Genomic DNA, 24,837 nt, shown 5'->3' on the forward strand with positions numbered 1-24,837 from the left:
CGCAGCGATGGCCCATTGCGGGTTGATCACGCTGCCGTGGACATGATTCAAGCTCCGAAACGGGAGCCTCGAATCATGCGCTACGAACTCAGCGATTATGAATGGACCGCCATCAACCGATGCTGCCGAACAAACCGCGTGGCGTTCGGCGTGTAAATGATCGTCGCGTGCTCAATGGCATCTTTTGGGTCCTCCGTTCGGGCGCGCCCTGGCGCGACCTGCCAGCGGCCTTTGGTCCCCGCACCACTTGTTATAATCGCATCGTTCGCTGGCGGCGGGCGGGAGTCTGGGACCAGATCATGGATGCGCTGGCCGCTGGTCATGATCCGGCGGTGCAGATGATCGATACCTCCGTCGTGCGCGTGCACCAGCACGGAGCTTGTATCGCGGACAACAATCAGCAAGATATGGGACGTTCACGCGGTGGCCTGACCAGCAAGATTCACGCGGTGGTGGACAGCAATGGCCTGCCGGTCCATCTCGCTCTCACGCAGGGTGAGGCGCATGACAATCGGCTGTGTTCCGCTCTCCTCAGCGCCTTGCTTCCACAAACGATGTTACTCGCGGACCGCGGATACGATGCAGACTGGATCAGGGAGCTTGCCCGCCAGCAAGGTGCATGGGCAAACATTCCGCCGAAACGAAATCGCAAAGACCCGATCTGCTTCAGCCCATATCTGTATCGCGCGCAACTTGATCGAACGGTTCTTCAACAAGATCAAGCAGTGTCGGCGTGTCGCGACCCGATACGACAAACTCGCGGCCAACTATCTGGCATTCGTCAAGCTCGCATCAATCCGCATTTGGTTGCGGGCTAGAGAGTCCGCGCCCTAGATCTCTTTGTGCAGTGCAATCAACTGCCGACATTCCGGCCAATCTGCTGAAGCATCGCACCAACCGCAAAAAAAGAAAATTTTTTTGAAACTCTGTAACCAAATCGCCCGATGCACCGTAGCTGGCATGGATGAACAGTCGGGTCACGGCGGCGTGACGTTTTCTGCAAGCCCGCCGCGACCTGGTTGCCATCCGTCACATCGCTTGCGTTGTGGGGGTCCGTGAACGAACGGTCAACGGATGCGCGCGACGTCCTGTCTGCAAACAATCATCGAGGAGATCGTCATGAAGTTGAATTCCAAATCCGGTGCGACGCTCGCCGCAGCCGCCGCCACTCTGTTCCTCGCCGGCTCGGTGGTGTCGACGGTGTCGACGCCTGCGAACGCCGCCCAGGGCAAGTGCATGGCCGGCAATGCCTGCAAGGGCCAAAGCGCCTGTAAGGGCGCGGCCAACGCATGCAAGGGCCAGAACGCCTGCAAGGGGCAGGGCTTCTCGGCGACCTCAGAGAAGGCTTGCGCCGCCATGGGCGCCAAGTTCGTCAAGGGCTGATCGTTCCGATCAGGTGCAACGAGGGTCCGGCGTTTGCCGGGCTCTCGTTGTTTCGACACTGCGGCCAAAATAAAGTCGGCCTCGCGTGTAACTAAATCCAGACCCGCCACGTAGCTATCTCCGGGCGCAGTTTGCCGGCCGGAACTGTCGCGGCTTGCGGGCGATGCACCCTCACACTTCCTTGGAGGAACCCATGAAGATGACTTCGAAGTCCGGCGCCACCCTCGCTGCCGCTGCAGCCACCTTGTTCCTGACCGGCGCCACCGTGTCGACCGTGGCCTATGCCGCCGGCGAAGGTAAGTGCGTCGGCGCCAATGCCTGCAAGGGCCAAAGCGCCTGTAAGGGCGCGGCCAACGCATGCAAGGGCCAGAACGCCTGCAAGGGGCAGGGCTTCTCGGCCATGACCAAGGAAAAGTGCGACGCCGCCAAGGGCAAGTATATGCCGTCTTAGTTATACTGCGTCATCGGCCCCTCATGGTGAGGAGCGCGAAGCGCGTCTCGAACCATGAGGCCCCGTTCGTGGCCTACATCCTTCGAGACGCCCGCTTCTCGCGGGCTCCTCAGGATGAGGAGTTTGAGCAGCTATGACGCAGTAGAACTAGGGGACGGTCCGATCGAGGCCCGGTGTAGGCCGGGCCTCGCATCCATGCTAGGTTGACGGTGCAGTTTGGGACACGCCGCGCGTTTGCGGTGCCGTTCGAGCGGAGACGAGATGAACGTCGCAAGCAGATTGCCAGATACTTCGGCGGCTGCGCTTGCAGACCGCCAGGTGACATCGGCCAAGCCGCCCTTCCTCGGCTTCGGTCTCGGCTTGCGCCATCAGCACTACGACGAAATCCTGAGCGGTAATCCGCCGATCGACTGGTTCGAAGTGATCAGCGAAAACTACATGCTGCCCGGCGGCCAGCCGTTGCGCACGCTGGACCGGATATGCGAACGCTACCCCGTGGTCATGCATGGCGTGTCGATGTCGATCGCCTCAACCGCCCCGCCGAACTTCGAATATCTGCAGGCTCTGAAGGATCTCGCCCGGCGCGTCGAGCCGAAATGGGTATCGGACCATCTGTGCTGGACCGGCGTGCACGGCAAGAACCTGCATGATTTGCTGCCGATCCCCTACACCAGGGAAGCGCTCGATCACGTCGTCAGCCGTGTCCAACTGGTGCAGGATTTTCTCGGCCGCGCCATCGTGCTCGAGAACGTCTCGACCTACGTGCAGTTCAGCAATTCCGAGATGATGGAATGGGAATTCCTCTCCGAATTGTCGCGCCGCTCCGGATGCTGGCTCCTGTTCGACGTCAACAATGTCTTTGTCAGCGCCTTCAACCACGACTACGATCCCATAACTTTCCTCAATGGCATTCCGACGGATCGCGTGGTGCAGTTTCACATGGCCGGCCACAGCCACATGGGCACCCATATCATCGACACCCACGACCATCCGGTGTGCGAGGATGTCTGGGATCTCTATGCCGCGGCGTTGAAGCGTTTTGGCCGGGTCTCGACCATGATCGAGCGCGACGATAACATCCCGCCGCTCGATGAATTGTTGCTCGAGGTTATCAGGACCCGTGAGATGGCCGAAAAAATCTTGCCGAGGTGCACGCAGGCGGAATGAGCGATTTTGCGCGACAGCAAGCCGAGTTTCAGCGCGGCATCCTCGATGGCGACGATACGGTGCTGGCTGAAATCCTCGACAGCCCGCGCGAGAAGCGCGAAACGCTGTTCGGCGTCTATCGCTATGCCTACGGTTCGCGGCTGGTCGAGGCAATGCGCAACGACCACGAACTGCTGCACCTTTATCTCGGCGACGAGATGTTCGACGAGATGGGGCACGCTTATGTCAAGGCGCGCCCGTCCGCGCATCCGAACCTGCGTTGGTTCTCGCAAGGCCTGCCGGAGTTTTTGAAATCGGCGAAGCCTTACTCGGACCATCCCGTATTGTCCGATCTTGCCGCGCTGGAAAAGGCGCTCAACGACGCCTTCGACGCCGCGGAAAGCAAGGTGGTCGAACTGACCGACATGGCACGCTTTGCGCCTGAGGCATGGTCGGGCCTGAGGTTTCAGCCGCATCCCAGTGTCTTCAGGCTCGATCTTGCAACCAATGCGGCTGCGATCTGGCTCGCGCTCAAGAACGACGAAACGCCGCCGGACGCGACTGTACTGGAGCAGCCGGCGCATCTTCTGATCTGGCGTCAGGACGTCACGCCGATGTTCCGCGAGCTTTCGGCGGAAGAGGCGATGATGTGGGATGAGGCCGCGAACGGCATTCCGTTTGGCGTGCTCTGCGAAATGCTCGCGACCTATGACGACCCCGACGGCGCGGCAGGCCGCGGCGCCGGCTATCTGCACGGCTGGATCACGGCGGGACTTTTGACGGATGTTTCCGTCGGCTCATGAAGGGGAGCGCTCGGCGAATGGGAATGGACACCGATCGCCACTTCATCGAGCGCATGCACTGGGATGAAGTCGCGCGGCGCATCGGTAGTGGCGCGGTGGCCATATTGCCAATCGGCGCCGCCGCCAAGCAGCACGGCTTCCATCTCCCGCTCAACACCGACCGCATCCAGGCCGAATGGCTCGCAGCCAGGATGGCGGAAAAGATCGACGCGCTGATCTGGCCAACGCTGACCTACGGCCATTATCCCGCCTTCGTCGAATATGCCGGCAGCACCAGCCTGTCGATTTCGACCTTCGAGGCGCTGGTGCGCGAGATTGCGGGGCTGATTCTCGCCAGCGGAATCCCGAAGCTGCTGGTGCTCAATACCGGGATCAGCACGTTAGCCCCGGTCGATCGCGCACTGGCGCGCCTCGACGGCGAGCGGATCAGGCATCTGTGGATCCACGAAGGCCCGCGCTATCCGCGCGTAGCCAGGCAATTGGCCGAGCAGAGCCATGGCAGCCATGCGGATGAACTGGAAACGTCGCTGATGCTGGCGCTGGCGCCGCGTCTGGTCGATATGACGCGCGCCGAAGCCAGCCCTGCCCTGAACCAGGAGACGCCGGGCGCACTGACGCCGTCGGATCCGTACTCGCCAAATTACAGCCGCTCCGGCAGCTATGGCGATCCGACACGGGCGACGTTGGCCAAGGGCGAAGCCTTGCTCGCCGCCATGCTCGGCGATCTCCACGAACAGGCCGCCTCGTTCATCGCGCAACGCCCAGGTGAGGAGCGGTCGGCCGCGGTCCAGACCGTGCTGAGATGAAGGTCGCCAGCGCCTTTCGCTGGACCGTAGCCGCCACCGTCATCACCGCGATGCTGGCAAGCGCCGTTTCGTTCCGCGCCGATGCGCAATCGGAATATATGCGCGACCGGATGCCCTACGACGCTTTCGACCGGCTGCCCAAAACCGATATTGAAGTGCCCGGCGGCATCATCCATGTCGCGCTCGCGCCGGGCGACTTCATGCTGCCTAGGGAAAAACTGCTCGACTGGATCAGGATGTCGGCTCGGGCCGTGACGACCTATTACGGGCGATTTCCCGTCAACTCGCTCCGGCTGCTCTTGGTGCCCGTCGATGGTGGGCGCATTCGCGGCGGCACGACGTGGGGCTATCGCGGCGCCGCCATTCGCATTCCGCTCGGCCGCGACTCCACGGAAGATATTTTGCGGCGCGACTGGGTGATGGTGCACGAGATGGTGCATACCGCCCTGCCCGACATCCCCGACCGCTACGCGTGGCTGTCGGAGGGGCTGGCCGTTTACATCGAGCCGGTCGCGCGGGTGCAGGCCGGCGACCTCGCGGCGCGCGAAATCTGGCAGGCGATGATGCGCGACATGCCGAAGGGGCTGCCGCAGGCCGGCGACCAGGGCCTCGACAACACCGGCACCTGGGGGCGGAAATATTGGGGCGGCGCGATGTTTTGCCTGCTAGCCGACATCGAAATCCGCAAGGCCACCAACAATCGCCTCGGCCTGCAGGACGCGATGCGCGGCGTGCTCGCCGCCGGCGGCAACCACGAACAGGACTGGCCGATCGAGCGCATCCTTGCAACCGCCGACAAAGCCGTTGGCGTGGACGTGCTGACCCGGCTTCACAACGAGATGGGGCCGAAGCCGGTGACGCCCGATCTCGCGTCGCTGTGGCGCGACCTCGGATTGAAGCGGATTGGCGAAGATCTCGAGTTCGACGACACCGCGCCGCTTGCTGCAATCCGCAAGGCGATCACCGCGCCGCCCGTACGCTAAAGCATTAGATGAGCGCGACATGATGATCCGGCAGCAATCTCCGCCGGACCATCCTGAGCGAAGCATCAGAACCGATAACTGGCGCCCACGCGCACGAAGTGCATCTCGTTGCGGAATTCAGCCCGGGTGCGGTCGCGGCTCGACATCGTGGCGCTGCCGTAATCGGCATAGAGATATTCACCGCGCGCGACCAGATGCTTGGTGAAAGCATACTCGATGCCCACGCCTGCTATCAGCCCTGCCTTGACCTGCTCGTCCCAGATCGCCTGCTCCAGCGTGTCACACCCTCTCTGAACCGTATAGCGATAGCCGTTGCTGATGCTGGCCACGCCGACACCGACCGCACCAAAGGCCAGCAGGCGGTCGAACGCGTAGCCGGCGCGCAGGCGTGCGGAGCCGAACGCGCCGAATCTCGATAGCAACGCACTGTCGCCAAAGACGAGCTCGTCCTGTGACGAGGTGGACTTGCCCCAATCGAATTCAGCGCCGATGACAAAGCGGTTGGCGAATTGATAATTGTAGCCGCCGTAAACGCCGACGGCGAAGCCGCCCGCCTGTCCCTCCGCATGGCGGCACGCACCGTTTCGGCAGTAATCGGCGGCCCACGCCGCATACGCACCGCCGCCGTAAACGCCCGCATAGAACCCGGTCCAGTTGTAGTGAGGCGAAGGCAGGTCCGGAACACGGATTTCGGCAGCCCTCGCCGCCGGACCTGCCAGTAAAAAGCCGCAAGCGGCAACAATCCCCCAGGAAATAAAACGCATTAACGCACCTCATCACGCAAGACACACGCAACACATGTTGCGGAACAAGCTGAAGAGGTCAGTTCGGGCGCGACAATGTTTAAGTCTGGCGGCGCTGTGTTGAAACGAGGCTATGTTTGGAACCAAACTGCGACGGCCGCCACAATGTACAATCTTTGATTGAACAACCTCGTTGCAACCTCCTGTCCGCCACCTGCGGTTTCACGCGAGGGTGGCGGAGCGCGGGCGCAGCCAGGCCGCGCCAATAATTTCCCGCGCCGCTACTTTTTTGACGCGGCCGCTGGTGCGGGCAGTAGGACGAGCGCCGCGACCAGCCCCGCCGCTGAGGCCATTGCCGCTGCCGAGAACAGCCAGATGTAGCTGATCGCCGATCCCTGGTTGTGAAGCGCCGCGCCGAGAACTGCGATGCCGACCGCGAAACCGGCTTGGCGCATGACGACCGTCACGGCAGATGCGAAGCCCGCAAGATCCGGCGGCACAAGCGACACGGCCGCGCGGGACAGTTGCGGGTGAGCCAAAGCGACGCCGACCCCAATCGCGACGATCCCGCAGAAAGTCGGGATTAGCGGCGGCACTGAACCATCCGAGAGCAGCGCGATCACAATGGTCGCATTGCCGGCTGCCAAAATTGCGAGCGCCAGGGCGAAGTGAAGCCGCCATCCGAGACGATCGACAAGCCGGCCGCCCAATGCCGGCAGGAACAGCATCGGCAACGTGGCCGCCAGCAGCGCGATGCCGGCCACTTCCGAGGGCCAGCCGAAAGCGGCAGCAAAGAAGAGTGGCAAGTAGACGAGGATCGCCCAGTAGCCGATCGATACGGCGCACAGGAGGATCGCAATTCCGATCATGGCCCGTTGAACGAATATGCCGGGATCGAGGATCGGGTCGGCGCGGTTTCCCTGCTGTACGGCGAATACAGCCAAGAACACCGCACTCAGCGCGAGACCCGCCACCAAATGTGACGTCGACGTGCGGCCATGCAACAGCGCTTCGACAAGCGCAGTAAGCGCGGAGGTAAACAATACGACGCCCAGGATGTCGAGCCGCCGGGGCACCGCCTCGCGTGCTTCCGCGACCCACCGTGGTACGCCCCACGCGACCAAAGCGCAGGCTGGCAGGTTGATGAGGAAAATCCAGCGCCAGCCGATCCACGATGAGACAAGTCCGCCAACCGTCGGGCCAAATGCCATGGCGACGCCGGACATGACACCAAGCAAGGCAAACGCATCTGTGCGCGCCCTTGCCTGCGCATAGACACTGGCGATCAGCGCAAGGCCGCCGGTCACGATGAACGCAGCCCCGATTCCCTGCAGTGCGCGAGCGCTCAATAGCGTCGGCCCGTCCCATGCCATCCCGCACGCCAAAGACGCGAGAGCAAAGATGCCATTGCCGACAAGCATCGCCCGCCGTCGCCCATACCGATCAGCCAACGCTCCCGCAAACAACAAGCAGGCTGTGAAGGCCAAACTGTAGGCATCCATGACCCACGCGTACCCAGCAACGTCGAACCCGAGTTCATGCGCGACCGTCGGCAACGCGATGGCTACCGCCGTCACATCAAAATTGGCCAGGAAGGGCGCCACCCCTAAGAGCAGGGCCGGCATCATGGATTGTGCAGACCGACCGGAGTCGCTGTCTGCGATATTTATCGGCTGTGTCATCGTGCGGCTACTCGTGTCTTGGATTGCCGCTTTTTGCCAACGCCAATTGTTCACATCGCCATGAATATCCCTCATAGTGCCGGCATGCGTGCCCTTCCTCCTTTTGATGGCCTGATTGCGTTCGACGCGGCGCTGCGCCATCGCAGCATGACGCTCGCGGCCGGTGAGCTGGGGCTCACGCAGAGCGCGATCAGCCATCGACTGAAGAAACTCGAGGGCTTTGTGGGCACGCGGTTGCTTGATCGTACAGGTGGCGGCCTGTTGCCGACCGCTGCTGGCGCCACCTTGGCCGAGGGACTCGGGCGGATGCTTGACGAGATGGCAGAGCTACGCGCCCGCTCGCGTGCGTCGGTGCGGCCGCTGACACTCAAGATCGGACTGGGCTCCGCTCTTGCGAACTACTGGCTGGTGCGGCGTCTGACGGCGTTTGCGTCCGCATATCCCGATATTGCGATCGAACTCTGCATCATCGAAAGCGATGTTCAAGCGCGCGCCCTCGATCTCGACGTGCAGATCCGATGGATTCCTAAAGCTGGCGCGCGCGCCACGTCGACGCAGCGCTTGCTGTTCGACGAGATGGTTTTCCCGGTCGCGATCCCGTCTCTGCTGCCGCGCGGGCGCCCGTTGCGAGAGCCGCATGTGCTCGGCACTTTACCAATCCTGCACAAGGGCCTCGTTGGCCGGAACGACGGCGCGGAATGGTCGTGGCCGGTGTGGTTCGAACGGCTGGGCGTCACGGCTCCCGTTCAGCACGGGCTTCGCTTCGATAATCTCGGTACAGCAATCACCGCCGCTTTGCAGGGCAGCGGCGTCGTTCTAGCCAGGTCTTTGCTTGTTCATGATGCACTCGCGGAAAAGCGGCTTTGCCGCGTCGTGTCGTCAAACTGGGATATGACGTCCAGCAAGGCGCACATCGTCCGCTGGCCTGCCGCCCTGGCGAATGACAGGCGTGTCGCACTGTTTGTTGACTGGGTTGTCAAGGAAGCGGAAAGAACATCCTTTCGATGAAGTGCCTCGCCGCTGACGTCCGCTCCGCGTCAACGAGTCCGCCTACCCCACCGGCACGATCTTGCCGGGATTGAAGATGTTCTGCGGATCGAGCGCCTGCTTCAGCGCGCGCATGGCGTCGATCGCCTCGGGGCCGAGCTCGGCCTTGAGGTATTTCTGCTTGCCCTGCCCGATACCGTGCTCGCCGGTGCAGGTGCCGCCCATCGATTGCGCGCGCTCGACCAGGCGATGCATGAACTCCTCGCCGCGCGCCATTTCTTCCTTGTTGTCGACGTCGCAAGCCAGCGAGCAGTGAAAGTTGCCGTCGCCGACATGGCCGACGATCGGCGACAGCAGGTTCAGCCGTTTCAGATCCTCCTCGGTCTCGGTAACGCAATCCGCAAGCCGTGAAATCGGCACGCAGACATCGGTCGCCACCACGCCCGCGCCGGGCCGCAGCGCCTTGACGGACCAATAGGCGTCATGCCGCGCCTGCCAGAGCTTTGTGCGGTCCTCAGGCTTGGTGGTCCAGGTGAAATCGCCGCCGCCGCATTCCTTGGCGATTTCGCCGAAATTCCTGGACTGTTCGGCGACCTCGATGTCGCTACCGTGGAATTCCAATAGCAGCAGCGGCGTCTCCGGCAGGGTCAGCTTGGAATAGGCGTTGCAGGCGCGCACCTGCTCGGCGTTGAGCAGCTCGATCCGCGCCAGCGGAATGCCGGTCTGGATGGCCAGGATCGTGGCCTGGCAGGCGCCGCGCACCGTCTCGAACGAGCAGGCCGCGGCTGCGATCGTCTCGGGGATGCCGCGGAGCTTGATGGTGAGCTCGGAGATGATGCCGAGCGTGCCCTCGGCGCCGACGAACAGATGCGTCAGGTCGTAGCCGGCCGAGGACTTCTTCGCCCGCGTGCCCGTCGTGATGATCTCGCCATCGCCGCGCACCACTTTCAGCGCCAGCACGTTCTCGCGCATGGTCCCGTAACGCACCGCGTTGGTGCCGGACGCCCGCGTCGCGGTCATGCCGCCGAGCGAGGCGTCGGCGCCCGGATCGATCGGAAAGAACAATCCCTGGTCGCGCAGGTGCTCGTTCAGCGCCTTCCGGGTGACGCCGGGCTGGATCACGCAGTCCAGATCCTCCGCGTGAACTTCGAGAATCCGGTTCATGTCGCGCAGATCGATGCAGATGCCGCCGGCCGGCGCATTGACCTGGCCTTCCAGCGAGGTACCGGTTCCAAAAGCGATCACGGGCACGCCGTGTTTGGCGCAGATCCGCACCACGTCCTGGATGTCGGCGGTTTCCTGCGCCATCACCACTGCGTCGGGCGGCTGGGTCGGCAGCCATGTGGTGGTATGGGCGTGCTGCTCGCGCACCGCCTGCGAGGTGATCAGCCGGTTGCCGAACCGCGCCGCCAGCGCCTCGACCGCGCTTGCCAGCGCCTGCGGCTCCGGCCGCTTCATACTACCCGATATCGTCATCGCCACGTCAGTTCCTCCCGGATTTGAGCGGACCGTGGCAAAGGATATAAATGGGGTCAAGATAGCGAAACGACAACGGGATGGATGATGACGACCGCTGCCGCCGCCAGGGAAAACCTGAAAGATATGCCGCTGCCGCCGGCTCCGTTCCTGTCCTCGGTCATGCAGATCGAGCCGCAGTGGATCGATTATAACGGCCACCTCAACATGGCCTATTACAACGTGATGATGGACCGCGCCATCGACGAAATGTGGCTGCAGCTCGGGATCGGGCCCGCCTACATGAAGGCGCGCCACTGCTCGACCTTCACTGCGGAAGCCCACGTGCGCTACCTGCGCGAAATTCACCTCGGCGACCCCGTTCAGATTTCAGTTTATCTGTTGGGTGCCGACGAGAAGCGGTTGCACACGTTCGAGGAATTGCGCCACGCGACCGAAGGTTGGCTCTCCGCGACTTCGGAAAACATGACGCTGCATATGGACATGAAGCAGCGGAAAGTAGCGCCCTTCCCGCCCGACATTCGCGCGCGCATCCTGGCGGTGATGGATTCGCATGCCACCGTGCCGCGGCCCGAGGGGATCGGCCGCAAGGTCGCGATGCCCCAGAAATAGCGACTCATTCAGGCCGGCAGCCCGGCCTCCTGCAGCGCCCCGACGACCAGATCGCACTGAATTGGCGGCAGCGGCGGCATGCCGCGCTGCACTTCCGTTACCGTGAGATCGGGGTAGTGCTGGCGCAGCGCACCAAGGCTGCGGCGGGCCTGCGGCGCCTGCCCGGCGAGCACATAGGCCGGGCACAGCGTTCGATGCACCCAGCTCGCCGAGGGATGTTCGACCAATGCGCGCTCCTGCCAAGCCGCACCTTCGGCGTATTGACCGGCGGTGAAAAGCGCGCAGCCGATCCCGACCATGCTGTTGAAGGCCAGGGGATCGTGGGGAGCGAGATCAAGCGCGATCTTGAAGCGCTCGACCGCCGATTGCGGATCGCCCTTGTAAACGTCGATCCACCCGCTGCGGCTCCAAGCCCAGGCGGATCCGCCGTCCATCGCAAGCGCCTTGCGCGTGACGAGATCGGCGGCATCGAACTCGTTGAGCAGCGACAGCGCGTTGCCGAGGATCGCCAGCACAGTCGCATCGCCGCCCAGCGCCCTTACCTTATGCGCCAGTTCGAGGCTTCGGGCGCGCTCTTGCAGCGGCGCATGGGTGAAGTGATAGACCACGCGCTGGACATGCGCCCAGGCCGCCAGCGCGATGGCGAGCGGATGGTTGGGGTCCTGATCCATCGCGCGCTCGAGCAATTCGAGGGCCCGGGCATTGCCATTGGCATCAAGCGAGAGAACGCCCGGCATCGCCCGTAGCGCCAGATCCTGGGCACCGAGGCAATTGGCCGGCTTGCGCAGCGCGCGATCGATTTCGGCCAGCCGCAAACATGGCTGCAGCGCCGCCGCGATCCTGGCTACGAGATGTTCCGTCGTTGTGGTTTCGCCGCGCAGGACGCCATCGGCGCGATGCGCCCAGAGCTGGCCGCCGGTTTCAGTGTCGATCAGCCTAATCGTCAGGTGCGTCTGCGCACCCGATCCCCTGATGGCACCACCCAAATGATAGCGCGCCGCCATCGACCGCGTTGCAACTGCGATTCCGGCGCGGGTCAATGCGGTGACGAGATCGTCGGCGATGTCAGCCGCGACGACCAGATTTTCCTTTGCCGCCTCGATCGGGCCCAACGCGACCGCCGGCCGGTCCCGCGCTGGCAAGAACAGCGAGGGCATCGCACCGAGCGCGTCGGTGAGCACCTCCTGCCGCTTCAATGTCTGCGATGGCGTTTCGCCATAGCGGTGGCGATAGGCAATCGAGAACCGCCCGAAATGCGGAAAGCCGCAGCGCAGCGCCACGTCCATGATCTTGATATCAGGCGTACCCTGCAACAGCTCGCGACGGGCGCATTCGAGCCCGATCTCGCGAAGCGCGGCACGCGGGGTCTTGCCGACAAAGCTAAGGAACTGCCGCTGCAGGGTTCTGCCGGATACGCCGCCGATCGCGGCAAGCTCCGTCAGCCGCCAATTGTGGCCGACATTGCCACGCATCGCGTCCAGCGCACGCCTGACGCCGCGCGGCAGCGGCGATGTCGCCGGTAAAGCGGTCTGGCCAGCAATCATCCACAACTCCGAAGGCCCCTGGTGGTTGAGTCCTGGGAACAGCGGAAAGGTTCACGTTCCGGATAGCCATGTCGCGAACTGGATAGGCATCCGGCGGGCCCGGGGACTAAGCCGACAGCACGCTGAAATCGGCAAATTGACCCGCTCAAAGGAGTAGAACATGGCTACATCCGCCGCCGCTCAAACCCTGCAACCCGGCCAGATCGATCTTTCCGCCCTGAAAACCAAGCAACACGGCGCTTGGTCGTCCGGCGACTACGCCGTTGTCGGCACCACGCTGCAGATCGTCGGCGAAGAGCTGTGCGAGGCGCTCGACCTCCGGGCCGGCCAGAAGGTGCTCGACGTCGCTGCTGGAAACGGCAATGCGACGCTTGCCGCGGCGCGCCGCTGGTGCGACGTCGTTTCGACCGATTATGTGCCGAGCCTGCTCGACCGCGGCCGGTCGCGTGCCGCAGCCGAAGGCCTGTCAGTCGAGTTCAAGGAAGCGGACGCAGAAGCTCTGGACTTCGGTGACGCGACCTTCGACGCGGTGCTCTCGACCTTCGGCGTGATGTTCACGCCGGACCAGGACCGCGCGGCATCCGAACTTTTGCGGGTATGCAAGAGCGGCGGCAAGATCGGTCTCGCCAACTGGACGCCGGAGGGCTTTATCGGGCAATTGTTCAAGACGCTCGGCAAATATCTGCCGCCGCCGGCGGGCGCGAAATCGCCCGCGCTGTGGGGCACCCAGGCGCGCATCACGGAGATGTTCGGAACGTCGGCCGCTTCTATCAAGGCCGAGAAGCGTCACTTCATGTTCCGCTACCGCTCGCCGCTGCATTTTCTCGACGTGTTCAGGAATTACTACGGCCCGACGCTGAAAGCCTTTGCCGCACTTGATGAAACCAACCAGCGCCGCCTCGCCGACGACATCCTGACGCTGATCGCGTCGATGAACCGCGCCGAGGATGGCACGATGGTGCTGCCGAGCGAGTACCTGGAAATCGTCATCGTCAAACGCTGACGGAATCGGGAGAGCCCCTGCGGCGACGGCCCACCTTGGCCGTCGCCGTCAATTTTTGCGCAGCCGTGCCGGCTGACTAGACATTGCTTCGTCCGCGCACCAGTCCGACCACCGCCGAGATCAGGAACAGGATTACGGCGATAAAGAAGATCGCCTTGGCGATTTCGACCGAAGCGCCGGCGATACCGCCGAAGCCAAGAACACCCGCGATCAGCGCGATGATCAGAAACGTAACGACCCAACTCAGCATGTCACGACCTCTATTGCCCGTTGCTCCTTCGATGGCGGCGATTGAGGCGTCGCACATCGCCTGTGGGACCAATCCGGGCTGGGAATGATGGTTCCGGGCGGCAAAAGCGCGAAATTTGACGTTTCGAGCGGAACAAAATCGCCGCAAAGCCTCGAAATCGGGCCAGCAACCGCGACCGCATAAAACCTGTCAAAACGGCCGGACAGGCCCTATATGGCCCTTGATCCCTGCTATGAAGGCTCCCCTTTGCTGCCTCACGGTGCCATCGTGTGGCCAAGACGATTCGAGAAATGACCGAGCCGAGCAAACTGCCCCATCACGGCGTCCCCGAGCACCAGCCTGCGGCTGGCGGCATCGCCGCGCGTGCGCGGGCCGCCGCTGGCCCGCAATATCTCAACGGGCTCAATCCGGAGCAGCGCGAGGCGGTCGAGACGCTGGATGGGCCGGTTCTGGTGCTGGCAGGCGCCGGCACCGGCAAGACCCGCGTGCTGACCACGCGCATCGCCCATATCCTGAGCCAGGGCCGCGCGCGGCCGCATGAAATCCTCTCGGTGACTTTCACCAACAAGGCCGCGCGCGAGATGAAGCTCCGCCTGGGCCAGATGCTGGGCCAGGCCGTCGAAGGCATGCCGTGGCTTGGCACCTTCCACTCGATCGGCGGGCGCATCCTGCGCATCCACGCCGAGCTGGTACAGCTCAAATCCAATTTCACCGTGCTCGACGTCGACGATCAGGTCCGCCTGCTCAAGCAGCTCCTGCAGGCCGAGAACATCGACGACAAGCGCTGGCCGGCGCGCATGCTGGCCGGGCTGATCGACGGCTGGAAGAACCGCGGGCTGGCGGCCAGCCAGGTGCCATCGGGCGAAGCCGCGATGTTCGGCAACGGCAAAGGCGGCAAGCTCTACGCCAGCTATCAGGAGCGGCTGAAAATCCTCAACGCCGCCGATTTCGGCGATCTGCTTCTCGAGAACATCCGGCTGTTTCGCGAAAACCCTGATGTGCTCAGGCAATACCAGAACCGCTTCAAGTTCATTCTGGTCGACGAATATCAGGACACCAACGTCGCGCAGTATCTCTGGCTGCGGCTGCTGTCGCAGGCGCCCTCGCGCCCGGGCGCACCGCTGTCGGCGATCATCCCGGGGGATCTAACCTCGCCCCGCTTGCGGGGAGAGGTCGGCGCGCAGAGCGCGCCGGGTGAGGGGGACTCTCCGCAGACTGAGCTCGTGGAGACGGCCCCTCACCCCAACCCTCTAAGAGCGAGCTCCGCTCGTCTCGACCCCGTGAAGGACGGGGAGAGGGAGAAGAGCGCCCCCGCCTCCCCGGCCAAAAACATCTGCTGCGTCGGCGACGACGACCAGTCGATCTATGGCTGGCGCGGCGCGGAGGTCGACAACATCCTGCGCTTCGAGCACGATTTTCCCGGCGCAAAAGTCATCCGCCTGGAACGCAATTACCGCTCCACCGGCCACATCCTCGCCGCCGCTTCGCATCTGATCGCGCACAACGAAGGCCGGCTCGGCAAGACGCTGCGCACCGAGGATGTCGACGGCGAGAAGGTCACGGTCACAGGCTCCTGGGATTCGGAAGAGGAAGCCCGCGCCATCGGCGAGGAGATCGAGGAGCTGCAGCGCGCGGGCGAAAACCTCAACGAGGTCGCGATCCTGGTGCGGGCCTCGTTCCAGATGCGCGAATTCGAAGATCGTTTTGTTACCCTCGGCTTGCCCTATCGCGTGATCGGCGGTCCGCGGTTCTACGAGCGCGCCGAAATCCGCGATGCGCTGGCCTATCTGCGCGTGATCAATTCGCCGGCCGACGACCTTGCCTTCGAACGCATCGTCAATGTCCCGAAGCGCGGGCTTGGCGACGCCACCGTGCAGTTGCTGCACGACCACGCCCGCAAGCGGCGCATGCCGCTGTTCGAAGCCGCGCGCGCCGTGGTCGAAACCGACGAATTGAAACCGAAAGCGCGTGGCGCGCTGCGCGATCTCATTCTGCAATTCGACCGCTGGCGCGCCCAGCGCGAGGTGACCGCGCATACCGAGCTCGCCGAAATCGTGCTCGACGAGAGCGGCTATACCGAGATGTGGCAGAAGGACCGCTCCGCCGACGCCGCCGGCCGGCTCGACAATTTGAAGGAACTGGTGCGCTCGATGGAGGAATTCGAGAACCTGCAAGGATTCCTCGAACACATCTCGCTGGTGATGGACCGCGACGGTGAGGCCAGCGACGAGGCGGTGTCGCTGATGACGCTGCATTCGGCCAAGGGGCTCGAATTCGACAACGTGTTCCTGCCGGGCTGGGAGGAAGGCTTGTTTCCGAGCCAGCGCACGCTTGACGAACAGGGCCGCGCCGGCCTCGAGGAAGAGCGCCGCCTCGCCCATGTCGGCCTGACGCGCGCCCGCCGCCGCGCCAAACTCTATTTCGCCACCAACCGCCGCATCCACGGCACCTGGACGACCACGATCCCGTCGCGCTTCCTCGACGAACTGCCATCGGCCAATGTCGAGATCACGGAATCGAAAGGCGGCTCCGGCTGGGGCGGTGCCGGCGGCTACGGCCCGTCGCGTTTCGACAATGTCGAATCCTTCGGCTCCAGCTATACGACGCCGGGCTGGCAGCGCGCGCAGGCCAATCGCAACCGCAACCAGGGCGGCCGCAGCGGTCAGGCCCGCGGCGGGTTTGAGGAAAGCCAGTCGTCATTTTCAGGCGGCTTCTCGCGCAACAAGCGCGGCCCGATCGTGATCGAAGGCGAGTTGGTCGCGAAATCCACCGGCACGGTTTCAGAATTCTCGCTGGCCGATCGCGTCTTCCATCAGAAGTTCGGCTATGGCCACGTGGTGAAGATAGACGGCAACAAGCTGACGATTGCGTTCGAAAAGGCCGGCGAGAAGAAGGTGGTCGATAGTTTCGTGGAGCGGGTGTAGGGGCGATAATTTTTCCCCGCGCGATTGCATAGGTGGCAAAACGTTCCTATCTCCCGGTTCCCACCCCTCCCCGCCTCGACCCGGCCAAAGCGCCGCTTCGACGCGGGCTACATTCCGTTTCAGACTGTCATGCTCGCGCCACCTCCCATCATATCCGTTTCCAATCTTTCAAAAACCTACGGCTCTGGCTTCAAGGCGCTGAAGGGCATCAACCTCGATATCAAGCGCGGAGAGATCTTCGCGCTGCTTGGGCCTAACGGCGCCGGCAAGACCACGCTGATCAGCATCATCTGCGGCATCGCCAACCTAAGCGAGGGCCGCGTTACCGTCGGCGGCCACGACATCAATAGCGACTATCGCGCGGCGCGGTCGCTGATCGGCCTGGTGCCGCAGGAACTGCACACGGACTCGTTTGAAACCGTTTGGGCGACGGTCAGCTTCAGCCGCGGTCTGTTCGGCAAGCCGAAAAACCCGGCGCATATCGAAAAGGTGCTGAAGGACCTGTCGCTGTGGGACAAGAAGGATTCCAAGATCATCACGCTCTCCGGCGGCATGAAGCGCCGCGTGATGATCGCAAAAGCATTGTCGCACGAGCCGCAGATTCTGTTCCTGGACGAGCCGACCGCGGGCGTCGACGTCGAATTGCGCAAGGGCATGTGGGACGTGGTGCGCGGCCTGCAGGCCTCCGGCGTCACCATCATCCTGACCACGCATTACATCCAGGAAGCCGAAGAGATGGCCGACCGCATCGGCGTCATCAACAAGGGCGAGATCATCCTGGTCGAGGACAAGGCCGGGCTGATGCAGAAGCTCGGCAAGAAGCAGCTCACGCTGCACTTGCAGCAGAAGATTGACGCCATCCCGCCCGCGCTCGCGCCTTACAAACTCCATCTTTCCGACGACGGCCGACTCTTGACCTATGATTACGATACCAAGGGCGAGCGCACCGGGATCACCAGCCTGCTGAGCGACCTCCGCAATGCCGGCATCCACATCTCCGACCTCGATACCACTCAGTCTTCGCTGGAAGACATCTTCGTCAGCCTGGTGAGGGCACCATGAATTACCGTGCGATCCGCGCCATCTATCTGTTCGAAATGGCGCGCACGTGGCGCACGCTGCTGCAGAGCATCGTCTCGCCGGTGGTTTCCACCTCGCTTTATTTCGTGGTGTTCGGCGCCGCGATCGGCTCGCGCATCACCGAGGTCGAGGGCGTCAGCTACGGCACCTTCATCGTGCCGGGCCTCGTCATGCTGTCGGTGCTGACCCAGAGCATCGCTAACGCCTCGTTCGGCATCTACTTCCCGAAATTCGTCGGCACCATCTACGAAATATTGTCGGCGCCGGTTTCCTATATCGAAATCGTGATCGGCTATGTCGGCGCGGCCGCGACCAAATCCATCATCCTCGGCCTGATCATCATGGCGACCGCCGCGCTGTTCGTGCCGCTGCACATCCATCATCCCCTGTGGATGCTGACCTTCCTGGTGCTGACGGCGGTGACCTTCAGCCTGTTCGGCTTCATCATCGGCATCTGGGCCGACGGGTTTGAAAAGCTGCAGATGATCCCGATGCTGATCGTGACGCCGCTGACGTTCCTAGGCGGCAGTTTCTACTCCGTGAACATGCTGCCGTCGGGCTGGCGCACCGTCACGCTGCTCAATCCGGTCGTGTACCTGATCTCGGGCTTCCGCTGGAGTTTTTACGAGATCGCCGACGTCAGCGTGGGATTGAGCCTCGGCATGACGCTCGGCTTCCTCGCGATCTGCATGGTACTGGTGTGGTGGATCTTCAGGACCGGGTACCGGCTGAAGAACTGACACGGGCGGCTCGCAGAGCCGAACCCGGAATCTCGAGATTCCCCGGTGCGCAATTGCGCACCTGAGGTCTGGCCCTAACGGACCATCCCGGAATGATGGCCTCCAACTCTGTCGATGACGAGACGCGCAGCGCCCGGTTGCTCGCGAAAATGTCAGCACTTTGCCGCCGATTGCGCCGCCCTGACGCCTTGTTTGCGCCGCGGGAGGCGTTAACGATTGCGGACGCAGGCCACTGGAACCAGTGCCGGTTTCCGGGCATATTGGATGCCGGGGACGGAGAGCCGGCGCATCATCAGGGGCCTGGAGGCCAAAGGTAAAATGCGTTCCTTCCTCATTGCCGTCACCGCCCTGACGCTGTTCGCCTCGGGCACCGCCCACGCCAAGATCGCCATAACAGTCGACAAGGACAACCAGCAGATGACCGTCGCCGTCGACGGCGTCGAGCGGTACCGCTGGCCGGTGTCTTCGGGCCTTCCCTCCTATGAGACGCCGAACGGCAGCTTCCGCGCCTTCCGGATGGAAGAGGACCATTACTCCAAGGAATTCGACGACGCGCCGATGCCGCATTCGATCTTTTTCACCAAGATCGGCCATGCCATCCACGGCACCGATTCCGTGAGCCGTCTCGGCAGCCCGGCCTCGCATGGCTGCGTACGGCTGTCGCGCGAAAATGCCGCGAAGCTCTGGGATTTGGTGAAGCAGGAAGGCGTGCTCAACACGACGGTGACGTTGACCGGCTCCTCCCAGGTGGCGCTGGCGCGCAATCCGCGTCGCGGCAATACGGCCGTCGCGCGCCGCGCCCCGCAGCCGCAATATGAGCAGCAATACGACTCCGCAGCCGGCGCCCCCGTCGTGATCACGCCGCAGCAGCAGCGCGTGGCGCCACAGGCGCGGGCCGATGACGGCTATATCTATCCGGCCGACGGATCTTCCAACGAAGCGCGATATCCCGCGCCCGGCCGCCGCGTTTACGACACCACCCAGGCCTATCAGCAGCAACAGCCACAATACTACGATAACCGCGGCTATGTGCCGGCGCCGCAGGGCTACTACTACCAGCCGCGGCAGCAATATTATCAGCAGCGCGGGCTGTTGACCTACCAGGATTAACGAGCGAGTTCATCGCGGTCGCAGAACGTCCTCAGCCGTCCGTCGCGCTCGCCAGCAAACGGTCGCGTTGCGCGGTCAACCGCGACTGTTGCCAAGCGTCGTGAGCAATCATCCCTACCGCCATCGCGGCGACGAAGACGATGATTCCGGGCGACAACGTCGCCAGGCTTTCCAGCGCCGGCCCTGGGCATAACCCGACGAGGCCCCAACCGATTCCAAACAGCCCCGCGCCTGCAACCAATGGCAGATCGATTCCCGATTTGCCCGGCCGAAAATATTGCCCGGCAAACCAAGGCCGCGCACTGCGGTCAGCCAGCAGGAAGCCGGGTATCGACACGGCCAGCGCCGCTGCCATCACCACCGCGAGACTCGGATCCCACGCGCCGAAGATATCCAGAAAGCCAAGAACCTTCGTTGGCTGCACCATGCCCGAAATCAACAGGCCCGCGCCGAAGATCAGGCCGCACAACAAGGGAGCGATGATCCACATGGCTCAGCCTTCCAACGCATGATGAGTGATCGCGACGGTGACAACCGCCGTCACCATGAAGACGATCGTGGCGACGATCGAGCGCGGCGACAGCCGCCCTATGCCGCAGATACCGTGACCGGAGGTGCAGCCGCCGCCGAGCCGCGTTCCGAATCCGACCAGCAGGCCCGCCGCGACAATGACAGCCCAGCTCGATGGCAGCTTTGGTTGCGCCATTCCGTAACCGATCATGCCGGCGAGGATAGGCGCCAGAATGAGCCCGGCGATGAACGCGACGCGCCAGCCCTTGTCCTCGCCGCGCAAATTCAACAGGCCGCTGAAGATGCCGCTGATCCCGGCGATCCGGCCGGTCGACAACATCAGCAGGACGGCGGAAAGCCCGATCAGGACGCCGCCGATCGCGGCCGATACGGGGGTGAAATTGGCCATCGTCGCTCCATCGGTTCGGGGCCGACCATGATCATAGGCGCACCCTGCCCGGCTGCAACTCGCCTATTCCTCGCCTTTCCTAAGCCGCCGCCATACCGCGCCCAGGATGTTGGAATAGTCGTCGGTCCAGACCCGCTGGTTTTCCCTGGCTTCCGTCAGCGTCCATTGCTCCGACGATGCCAGCTTGCCGACGTCAGTCTCTTCCCTCGCCGAGACGACGACCGAGGTCGAGAAGATGTATTCGCTATCGCGCCCGGAATCCTCGCTGTAGACCCAGCTCTTCAAGTCGTTGGCGTCGGCGATGCCGACGACCACGCTCGACAGCTCCAGATGCCGGTTGGAGACGTGCATCACGACCGCCCCCTGCGGCGCCAGCTTGGACTTGTAGATTTCCATGGCTTCTACGGTCGCCAGGTGAACCGGGATCGCATCCGACGAATAGGCGTCGACGATGATCAGGTCATAGACGCCGTCGGGCTCGCGCGCGAAGGTGAGCCGCGCATCGCCGATCACGGGCTGCATGTTCGGCTCGCAGACCTGGATATAGGTAAAATATTTCGGGTCTCGCGCGGTATCGACCATCGTCTGATCGATCTCGAAGAATTTCCACTCCTCGCCGGGCTCCGAGGCGCAGGCCAGCGTGCCGGAGCCGAGCCCGATCACGGCCACGCGCAGCGGCGCGCCCTTGCGTTCACGGATCGCCGTGATCGCCTGGCCGATGCCGCCGTCCCTGTAGTAGTAGGTGATCGGCTCCGGCTGGCCGGTGACCGGCGTGCCGTCGTCGTTCTTGAATTTCTCGGCGCCATGGATCGTGGTGCCGTGCATCAGCACGTGATACTGGCCGTTCGGCGTCACCACGATCTTGTGGACGCCGAAGAAGCTGCGCACCGTCTCGACCCGCCCGTCGTCGGAGGGATACATCCGGATCAGCACCAGCGCCAACGTCACCACGGCGGTCAGCTTCCAGCGATCCGCCTTGAGCAGGATCGCCAATATCATCGAGAGGACCGCAACTGCGCCTACCACGTAGACTCGATTGGTATCCAGCCATGTGAAAATTTTGCCGCTGCTGTAGGACGGCGCGATCAGCGCCACCGCAGCGATGGCCAGCAGCGGCCAGAACCAGCGGGTCCATTGCGGCCACCGCTCGTCGGCCGGCGGCCGGCACAGCACCGCCAGCGCCACCAGGATCGGATATTCCGCGACCCAGGAGAACGTGAACGGCGCGATTAGCCCCGTGAACAGTCCGCCGACCATGCCGCCGAACGACAGCGCGACATAGAAACCAGTGAGATATTTCGCGGCGGGGCGGGTGCGCGCCAACTCGCCATGACAGGCCATCGCAATAATGAAGAAGCAAAGCTGGTGGCCGCCGAGCGTCAGCAACAGGTTCTGCTCGCCGCCTATCGCCAACAGCAGGATCACCCCCATGATCGCCAACGGTTGCAGCATCAGCATGAACTTGTGCGGCAACAGCGGGCGTGATTGGAACACCAGCACCCAGGTCAAGAGATAGAGCGACAGCGGCAGCACCCACAGCAAGGGCGCCGCCGCAACATCGGTGGAAATATGCGCGGTCACCGCGATCAGCAGCCCCGACGGGACGGCGGCAAGGAAGATCCAGCGGGCGCGCAAAATCCATGACGGTGCCGGCGCGGCGCTATCGTCGGCCGGCATGTTCAGTTCCGCCGCCTTCGCCGGCGAGCGCAATAGCAACACGCCGCAGGTTGCGATCAGCACGATGAGCAGGCCGTATCCACCGGTCCAGATCAGGTTCTGCGTGCGCAGCGTGAACATCGGCTCCAGCAGCACCGGATAGGACAACAGCGCCAGGAAACTGCCGACATTCGAGGAAGCGTAGAGGAAGTACGGGTCGGGACCGTTGGGGTGGCCGGTGCGGACGAACCAGGCCTGCAGCAGCGGGTTGTTGGCCGCGAGCGCGAAGAACGGCAGGCCGATCGAGACCGCAAACAAGCCGAGCAGCCAAAGCGCATAGCCGGAATTCGGCGGATCGCCCCACCCGCCTGCGATCGACAGCGGCATCGTCAGCATCGCAACTGCGAGCAGCGCTAGATGAACCGCCACGGGAATCGTGCGATTGCGCGCCTGCATCAAAAAATGCGCATAGGCATAGCCGCCGAGCAGCAGCGACTGGAAGAACACCATCGCCACCGACCAAACCGCCGGCGAGCCGCCGAGCCGCGGCAGCACCATCTTGGTGAACAAGGGTTGCACCGAAAACAGCAGTAGCGCGCTGACGAAAATCGCAGCGGTGTAAACGACCAGGACCAGCCGGTTCCGGCTTTCAGAAGGCTGGTCCGCTGAAACGGACAGATCGGGAGACGTCATCATAACTCCGGCTGGAAACCGGCGGGCGCCGGTGGCGGGATGCCCGGCAGGGCCGCCGGAGGGGCGCAATGGAGCACAGGGCGACACGGCGAGCAATGCGGGATAAGAAAGCACGGATAGGGCGCGCCGCGCCCATCCTGATCAAACCTTCTTGAAGCTGAAGCTGGGCATGAACGAGACGGACGTTGTCATCATCGGTGCGGGGCACAACGGCCTCACCTGCGCGGCCTATCTCGCGATGGCCGGCCTGCGCGTGAGAGTGGTCGAGCGCCGCAAGGCGGTCGGTGGCGCCGCGGTGACCGAGGAATTCCATCCCGGTTTCCGCAATTCGGTGGCCGCCTATACCGTCAGCCTGCTCAATCCGCAGATCATCGCCGACCTGAAACTCGCCGAACACGGCCTGCGCATCGTCGAGCGCCGCGCGCAGAATTTTCTGCCTGCCCCCGACGGCAGCTATCTCCTGACCGGCGAGGGCCGCACCCGGCAATCGGTGGCTAAACTCAGCGAGCGCGATGCCGTCACGATCGAGGCCTTCTCGCGCGAACTGGAAGCTATCGCCGATGTGCTGCGGCAATTCGTGCTGCGCGCGCCGCCGAACCTCGTCGAGGGCTTTGGGATCGGCGCGATCCGCGAGGCCTTCAACGCCGTCGGCACGGCCGGCATCCTGCGCAAGCTCTCGCTCGAACAGCAGCGCAGCCTGCTCGACCTGTTCACGCGATCGGCCGGCGAAATGCTGGACGAGCGTTTCGAGAGCGACCTGGTGAAGGCGCTGTTCGGCTTCGACGCCATCGTCGGCAATTACGCCAGCCCCTACGCCGCCGGCTCCGCCTATGTGATGCTGCACCACGCGTTCGGCGAGGTGAACGGCAAGAAGGGCGTATGGGGCCACGCCATCGGCGGCATGGGCGCGATCACGCAAGCCATGGCGCGCGCAGCCCGCGGGCATGGCGCCGAGATCGAAACGGAGGCCGGCGTGCGCGAGGTGATCGTCGAGGGCGGGCGCGCCGCAGGCGTCATCCTCGACAATGGCGAGACCATCCGCGCGAAATACGTCGTGTCCGGCGTCAATCCGAAATTGCTGTATACGCGGCTCGTGCCGTCGGGCGCGCTGACGCCGGAATTCCTCGCACGCATCGCGCGCTGGCGCAACGCATCCGGCACCTTCCGGATGAATGTCGCGCTGAACGCCCTACCTTCCTTCACCGCCCTGCCCGGCGCCGGCGATCATCTCACTGCCGGCATCATTCTCGCACCCAGCCTCGGTTACATGGATCGCGCCTGGCAGGACGCGCGAGAGCACGGCTGGAGCCGCGAGCCGGTGGTGGAAATGCTGATCCCCTCGACGCTCGACGATTCCCTTGCACCGGAGGGCCGGCATGTCGCGAGCCTGTTCTGCCAGCACGTCGCGCCGGAATTGCCGAATGGAAAGTCATGGGACGATCACCGCGATGAGGTCGCCGACCTCATGATTGCGACGGTGGACAAATTCGCGCCGGGCTTTGCGACAAGCGTGATCGGCCGTCAGGTGCTGTCGCCGCTGGATCTCGAGCGCCAGTTCGGTCTGCTCGGTGGCGACATCTTTCATGGGGCGCTGACGCTAAACCAATTGTTCTCGGCGCGGCCGATGCTGGGCCATGCCGATTATCGCGGGCCGCTGAAGGGCCTCTACCATTGCGGCTCGGGCGCGCATCCCGGCGGCGGCGTCACCGGCGCTCCCGGCCACAACGCCGCGAAGGTGATCCTGAGCGATCACCGCGCCCTGTTCGGATAGAATGCAGTGGACAATGTCGGCAAAGCGGGTGGGTAATGGCGGGAGAAGCCTGTGGATTGCTTGTTGATAACCCGC

22 protein-coding genes and 1 pseudogene are annotated in these 24,837 nt (G+C 63.5%); 15 read left to right on the top strand and 8 right to left on the bottom strand.

Annotation, left to right across the window (positions count from 1 at the left end; all coding sequences use genetic code 11):
• The first annotated feature begins 75 nt into the window (after positions 1 to 75).
• From YUO_RS44340 to YUO_RS0128600, 7 genes and pseudogenes are all read left to right on the top strand, one after another.
• Positions 76 to 834: pseudogene (locus YUO_RS44340) on the top strand (IS5 family transposase).
• Between the two features lie 285 nt (positions 835 to 1,119).
• Positions 1,120 to 1,383 carry a BufA2 family periplasmic bufferin-type metallophore gene (bufA2, locus tag YUO_RS0128570; protein WP_197520947.1) on the top strand — a complete coding sequence of 88 codons (264 nt, stop codon included), beginning with the start codon at positions 1,120 to 1,122 and terminating at the stop codon, positions 1,381 to 1,383.
• A 193-nt stretch (positions 1,384 to 1,576) separates the two neighbouring features.
• Complete coding sequence (bufA2, locus tag YUO_RS0128575; protein WP_028350341.1) at positions 1,577 to 1,834, top strand: BufA2 family periplasmic bufferin-type metallophore; 258 nt, start codon at positions 1,577 to 1,579, stop codon at positions 1,832 to 1,834.
• Between the two features lie 261 nt (positions 1,835 to 2,095).
• The gene (gene bufB / locus YUO_RS0128585; RefSeq protein WP_083754753.1) at positions 2,096 to 3,001 is read left to right on the top strand and encodes an MNIO family bufferin maturase; all 906 of its coding nucleotides are present in this window, start codon (positions 2,096 to 2,098) and stop codon (positions 2,999 to 3,001) included.
• Positions 2,998 to 3,783, top strand: a complete 786-nt coding sequence (locus YUO_RS43990) for an HvfC/BufC N-terminal domain-containing protein (protein WP_051379692.1) — start codon at positions 2,998 to 3,000, stop codon at positions 3,781 to 3,783. The genes bufB and YUO_RS43990 overlap by 4 nt, the downstream gene beginning before the upstream one ends.
• A gap of 23 nt (positions 3,784 to 3,806) precedes the next feature.
• On the top strand, positions 3,807 to 4,589 hold the full coding sequence (locus YUO_RS0128595) for a creatininase family protein (protein ID WP_028350343.1): 783 nt from the start codon (positions 3,807 to 3,809) through the stop codon (positions 4,587 to 4,589).
• Positions 4,586 to 5,572 (top strand): hypothetical protein, encoded by a 987-nt coding sequence (locus YUO_RS0128600; RefSeq protein ID WP_028350344.1) that lies wholly within the window; start codon positions 4,586 to 4,588, stop codon positions 5,570 to 5,572. Before YUO_RS0128595 ends, YUO_RS0128600 begins: the two co-directional genes overlap by 4 nt.
• A 65-nt stretch (positions 5,573 to 5,637) precedes the next feature.
• On the opposite strand, the gene YUO_RS0128605 is transcribed toward YUO_RS0128600, so the two are convergent.
• Together YUO_RS0128605 and YUO_RS0128610 are read right to left on the bottom strand one after the other, a co-directional pair.
• Entirely contained in the window at positions 5,638 to 6,336 is a 699-nt protein-coding gene (locus tag YUO_RS0128605) for an outer membrane protein (protein WP_028350345.1), read from the bottom strand.
• A 260-nt stretch (positions 6,337 to 6,596) separates the two neighbouring features.
• Positions 6,597 to 8,072, bottom strand: coding sequence for an MFS transporter (locus tag YUO_RS0128610; protein WP_235782853.1), 1,476 nt, complete (start codon positions 8,070 to 8,072; stop codon positions 6,597 to 6,599).
• 9 nt (positions 8,073 to 8,081) lie between these two features.
• Between YUO_RS0128610 and YUO_RS0128615 the strand changes: the two genes are divergently transcribed.
• A complete protein-coding gene (locus YUO_RS0128615; protein ID WP_035727849.1) occupies positions 8,082 to 9,005 on the top strand; it encodes a LysR substrate-binding domain-containing protein in 924 nt (307 codons plus the stop codon).
• Positions 9,006 to 9,047: 42 nt separating this feature from the next.
• Here YUO_RS0128615 and YUO_RS0128620 read toward each other — a convergent pair whose 3' ends face one another.
• Entirely contained in the window at positions 9,048 to 10,460 is a 1,413-nt protein-coding gene (locus YUO_RS0128620; RefSeq protein WP_035727874.1) for an FAD-binding oxidoreductase, read from the bottom strand.
• A gap of 87 nt (positions 10,461 to 10,547) precedes the next feature.
• On the opposite strand from YUO_RS0128620, the gene YUO_RS0128625 reads away from it, so the two are divergent.
• On the top strand, positions 10,548 to 11,072 hold the full coding sequence (locus tag YUO_RS0128625; protein WP_035727877.1) for a thioesterase family protein: 525 nt from the start codon (positions 10,548 to 10,550) through the stop codon (positions 11,070 to 11,072).
• Between the two features lie 8 nt (positions 11,073 to 11,080).
• Here YUO_RS0128625 and YUO_RS0128630 read toward each other — a convergent pair whose 3' ends face one another.
• Positions 11,081 to 12,616 carry a helix-turn-helix domain-containing protein gene (locus tag YUO_RS0128630; RefSeq protein ID WP_028350350.1) on the bottom strand — a complete coding sequence of 512 codons (1,536 nt, stop codon included), beginning with the start codon at positions 12,614 to 12,616 and terminating at the stop codon, positions 11,081 to 11,083.
• 160 nt (positions 12,617 to 12,776) lie between these two features.
• Between YUO_RS0128630 and YUO_RS0128635 the strand changes: the two genes are divergently transcribed.
• Positions 12,777 to 13,619 (top strand): class I SAM-dependent methyltransferase, encoded by an 843-nt coding sequence (locus tag YUO_RS0128635; protein ID WP_028350351.1) that lies wholly within the window; start codon positions 12,777 to 12,779, stop codon positions 13,617 to 13,619.
• Positions 13,620 to 13,695: 76 nt separating this feature from the next.
• Here YUO_RS0128635 and YUO_RS0128640 read toward each other — a convergent pair whose 3' ends face one another.
• Positions 13,696 to 13,869 (bottom strand): DUF1328 domain-containing protein, encoded by a 174-nt coding sequence (locus tag YUO_RS0128640; RefSeq protein ID WP_028350352.1) that lies wholly within the window; start codon positions 13,867 to 13,869, stop codon positions 13,696 to 13,698.
• A 290-nt stretch (positions 13,870 to 14,159) separates the two neighbouring features.
• On the opposite strand from YUO_RS0128640, the gene YUO_RS0128650 reads away from it, so the two are divergent.
• The 4 genes from YUO_RS0128650 (at position 14,160) to YUO_RS0128665 (ending at position 19,723) form a co-directional block, all read left to right on the top strand.
• Complete coding sequence (locus tag YUO_RS0128650; protein WP_028350353.1) at positions 14,160 to 16,793, top strand: ATP-dependent helicase; 2,634 nt, start codon at positions 14,160 to 14,162, stop codon at positions 16,791 to 16,793.
• Positions 16,794 to 16,922: 129 nt separating this feature from the next.
• The gene (locus tag YUO_RS0128655) at positions 16,923 to 17,855 is read left to right on the top strand and encodes an ABC transporter ATP-binding protein (RefSeq protein WP_028350354.1); all 933 of its coding nucleotides are present in this window, start codon (positions 16,923 to 16,925) and stop codon (positions 17,853 to 17,855) included.
• Entirely contained in the window at positions 17,852 to 18,613 is a 762-nt protein-coding gene (locus YUO_RS0128660) for an ABC transporter permease (RefSeq protein ID WP_028350355.1), read from the top strand. The genes YUO_RS0128655 and YUO_RS0128660 overlap by 4 nt, the downstream gene beginning before the upstream one ends.
• Positions 18,614 to 18,931: 318 nt before the next feature.
• Positions 18,932 to 19,723, top strand: a complete 792-nt coding sequence (locus YUO_RS0128665; RefSeq protein WP_028350356.1) for a L,D-transpeptidase — start codon at positions 18,932 to 18,934, stop codon at positions 19,721 to 19,723.
• Between the two features lie 31 nt (positions 19,724 to 19,754).
• Here the strand turns inward: YUO_RS0128665 and YUO_RS0128670 are convergent, their stop codons facing one another.
• The 3 genes from YUO_RS0128670 to YUO_RS0128680 all read right to left on the bottom strand — a co-directional run bounded on the left by YUO_RS0128670 (position 19,755) and on the right by YUO_RS0128680 (position 22,991).
• Positions 19,755 to 20,213: a DUF6691 family protein gene (locus YUO_RS0128670; protein WP_028350357.1), complete on the bottom strand. Its 459-nt coding sequence runs from the start codon at positions 20,211 to 20,213 to the stop codon at positions 19,755 to 19,757.
• Positions 20,214 to 20,216: 3 nt separating this feature from the next.
• The gene (locus YUO_RS0128675; RefSeq protein ID WP_028350358.1) at positions 20,217 to 20,642 is read right to left on the bottom strand and encodes a YeeE/YedE family protein; all 426 of its coding nucleotides are present in this window, start codon (positions 20,640 to 20,642) and stop codon (positions 20,217 to 20,219) included.
• A gap of 63 nt (positions 20,643 to 20,705) precedes the next feature.
• Positions 20,706 to 22,991, bottom strand: a complete 2,286-nt coding sequence (locus tag YUO_RS0128680) for a spermidine synthase (RefSeq protein ID WP_028350359.1) — start codon at positions 22,989 to 22,991, stop codon at positions 20,706 to 20,708.
• Positions 22,992 to 23,160: 169 nt separating this feature from the next.
• Here YUO_RS0128680 and YUO_RS0128685 point away from each other — a divergent pair, with 169 nt between their 5' ends.
• Positions 23,161 to 24,762: a phytoene desaturase family protein gene (locus YUO_RS0128685; RefSeq protein WP_028350360.1), complete on the top strand. Its 1,602-nt coding sequence runs from the start codon at positions 23,161 to 23,163 to the stop codon at positions 24,760 to 24,762.
• The last annotated feature ends 75 nt before the right edge of the window (positions 24,763 to 24,837 follow it).

Source organism: Bradyrhizobium murdochi, from assembly GCF_000472965.1.
Classification (GTDB): Bacteria; Pseudomonadota; Alphaproteobacteria; order Rhizobiales; family Xanthobacteraceae; genus Bradyrhizobium; species Bradyrhizobium murdochi.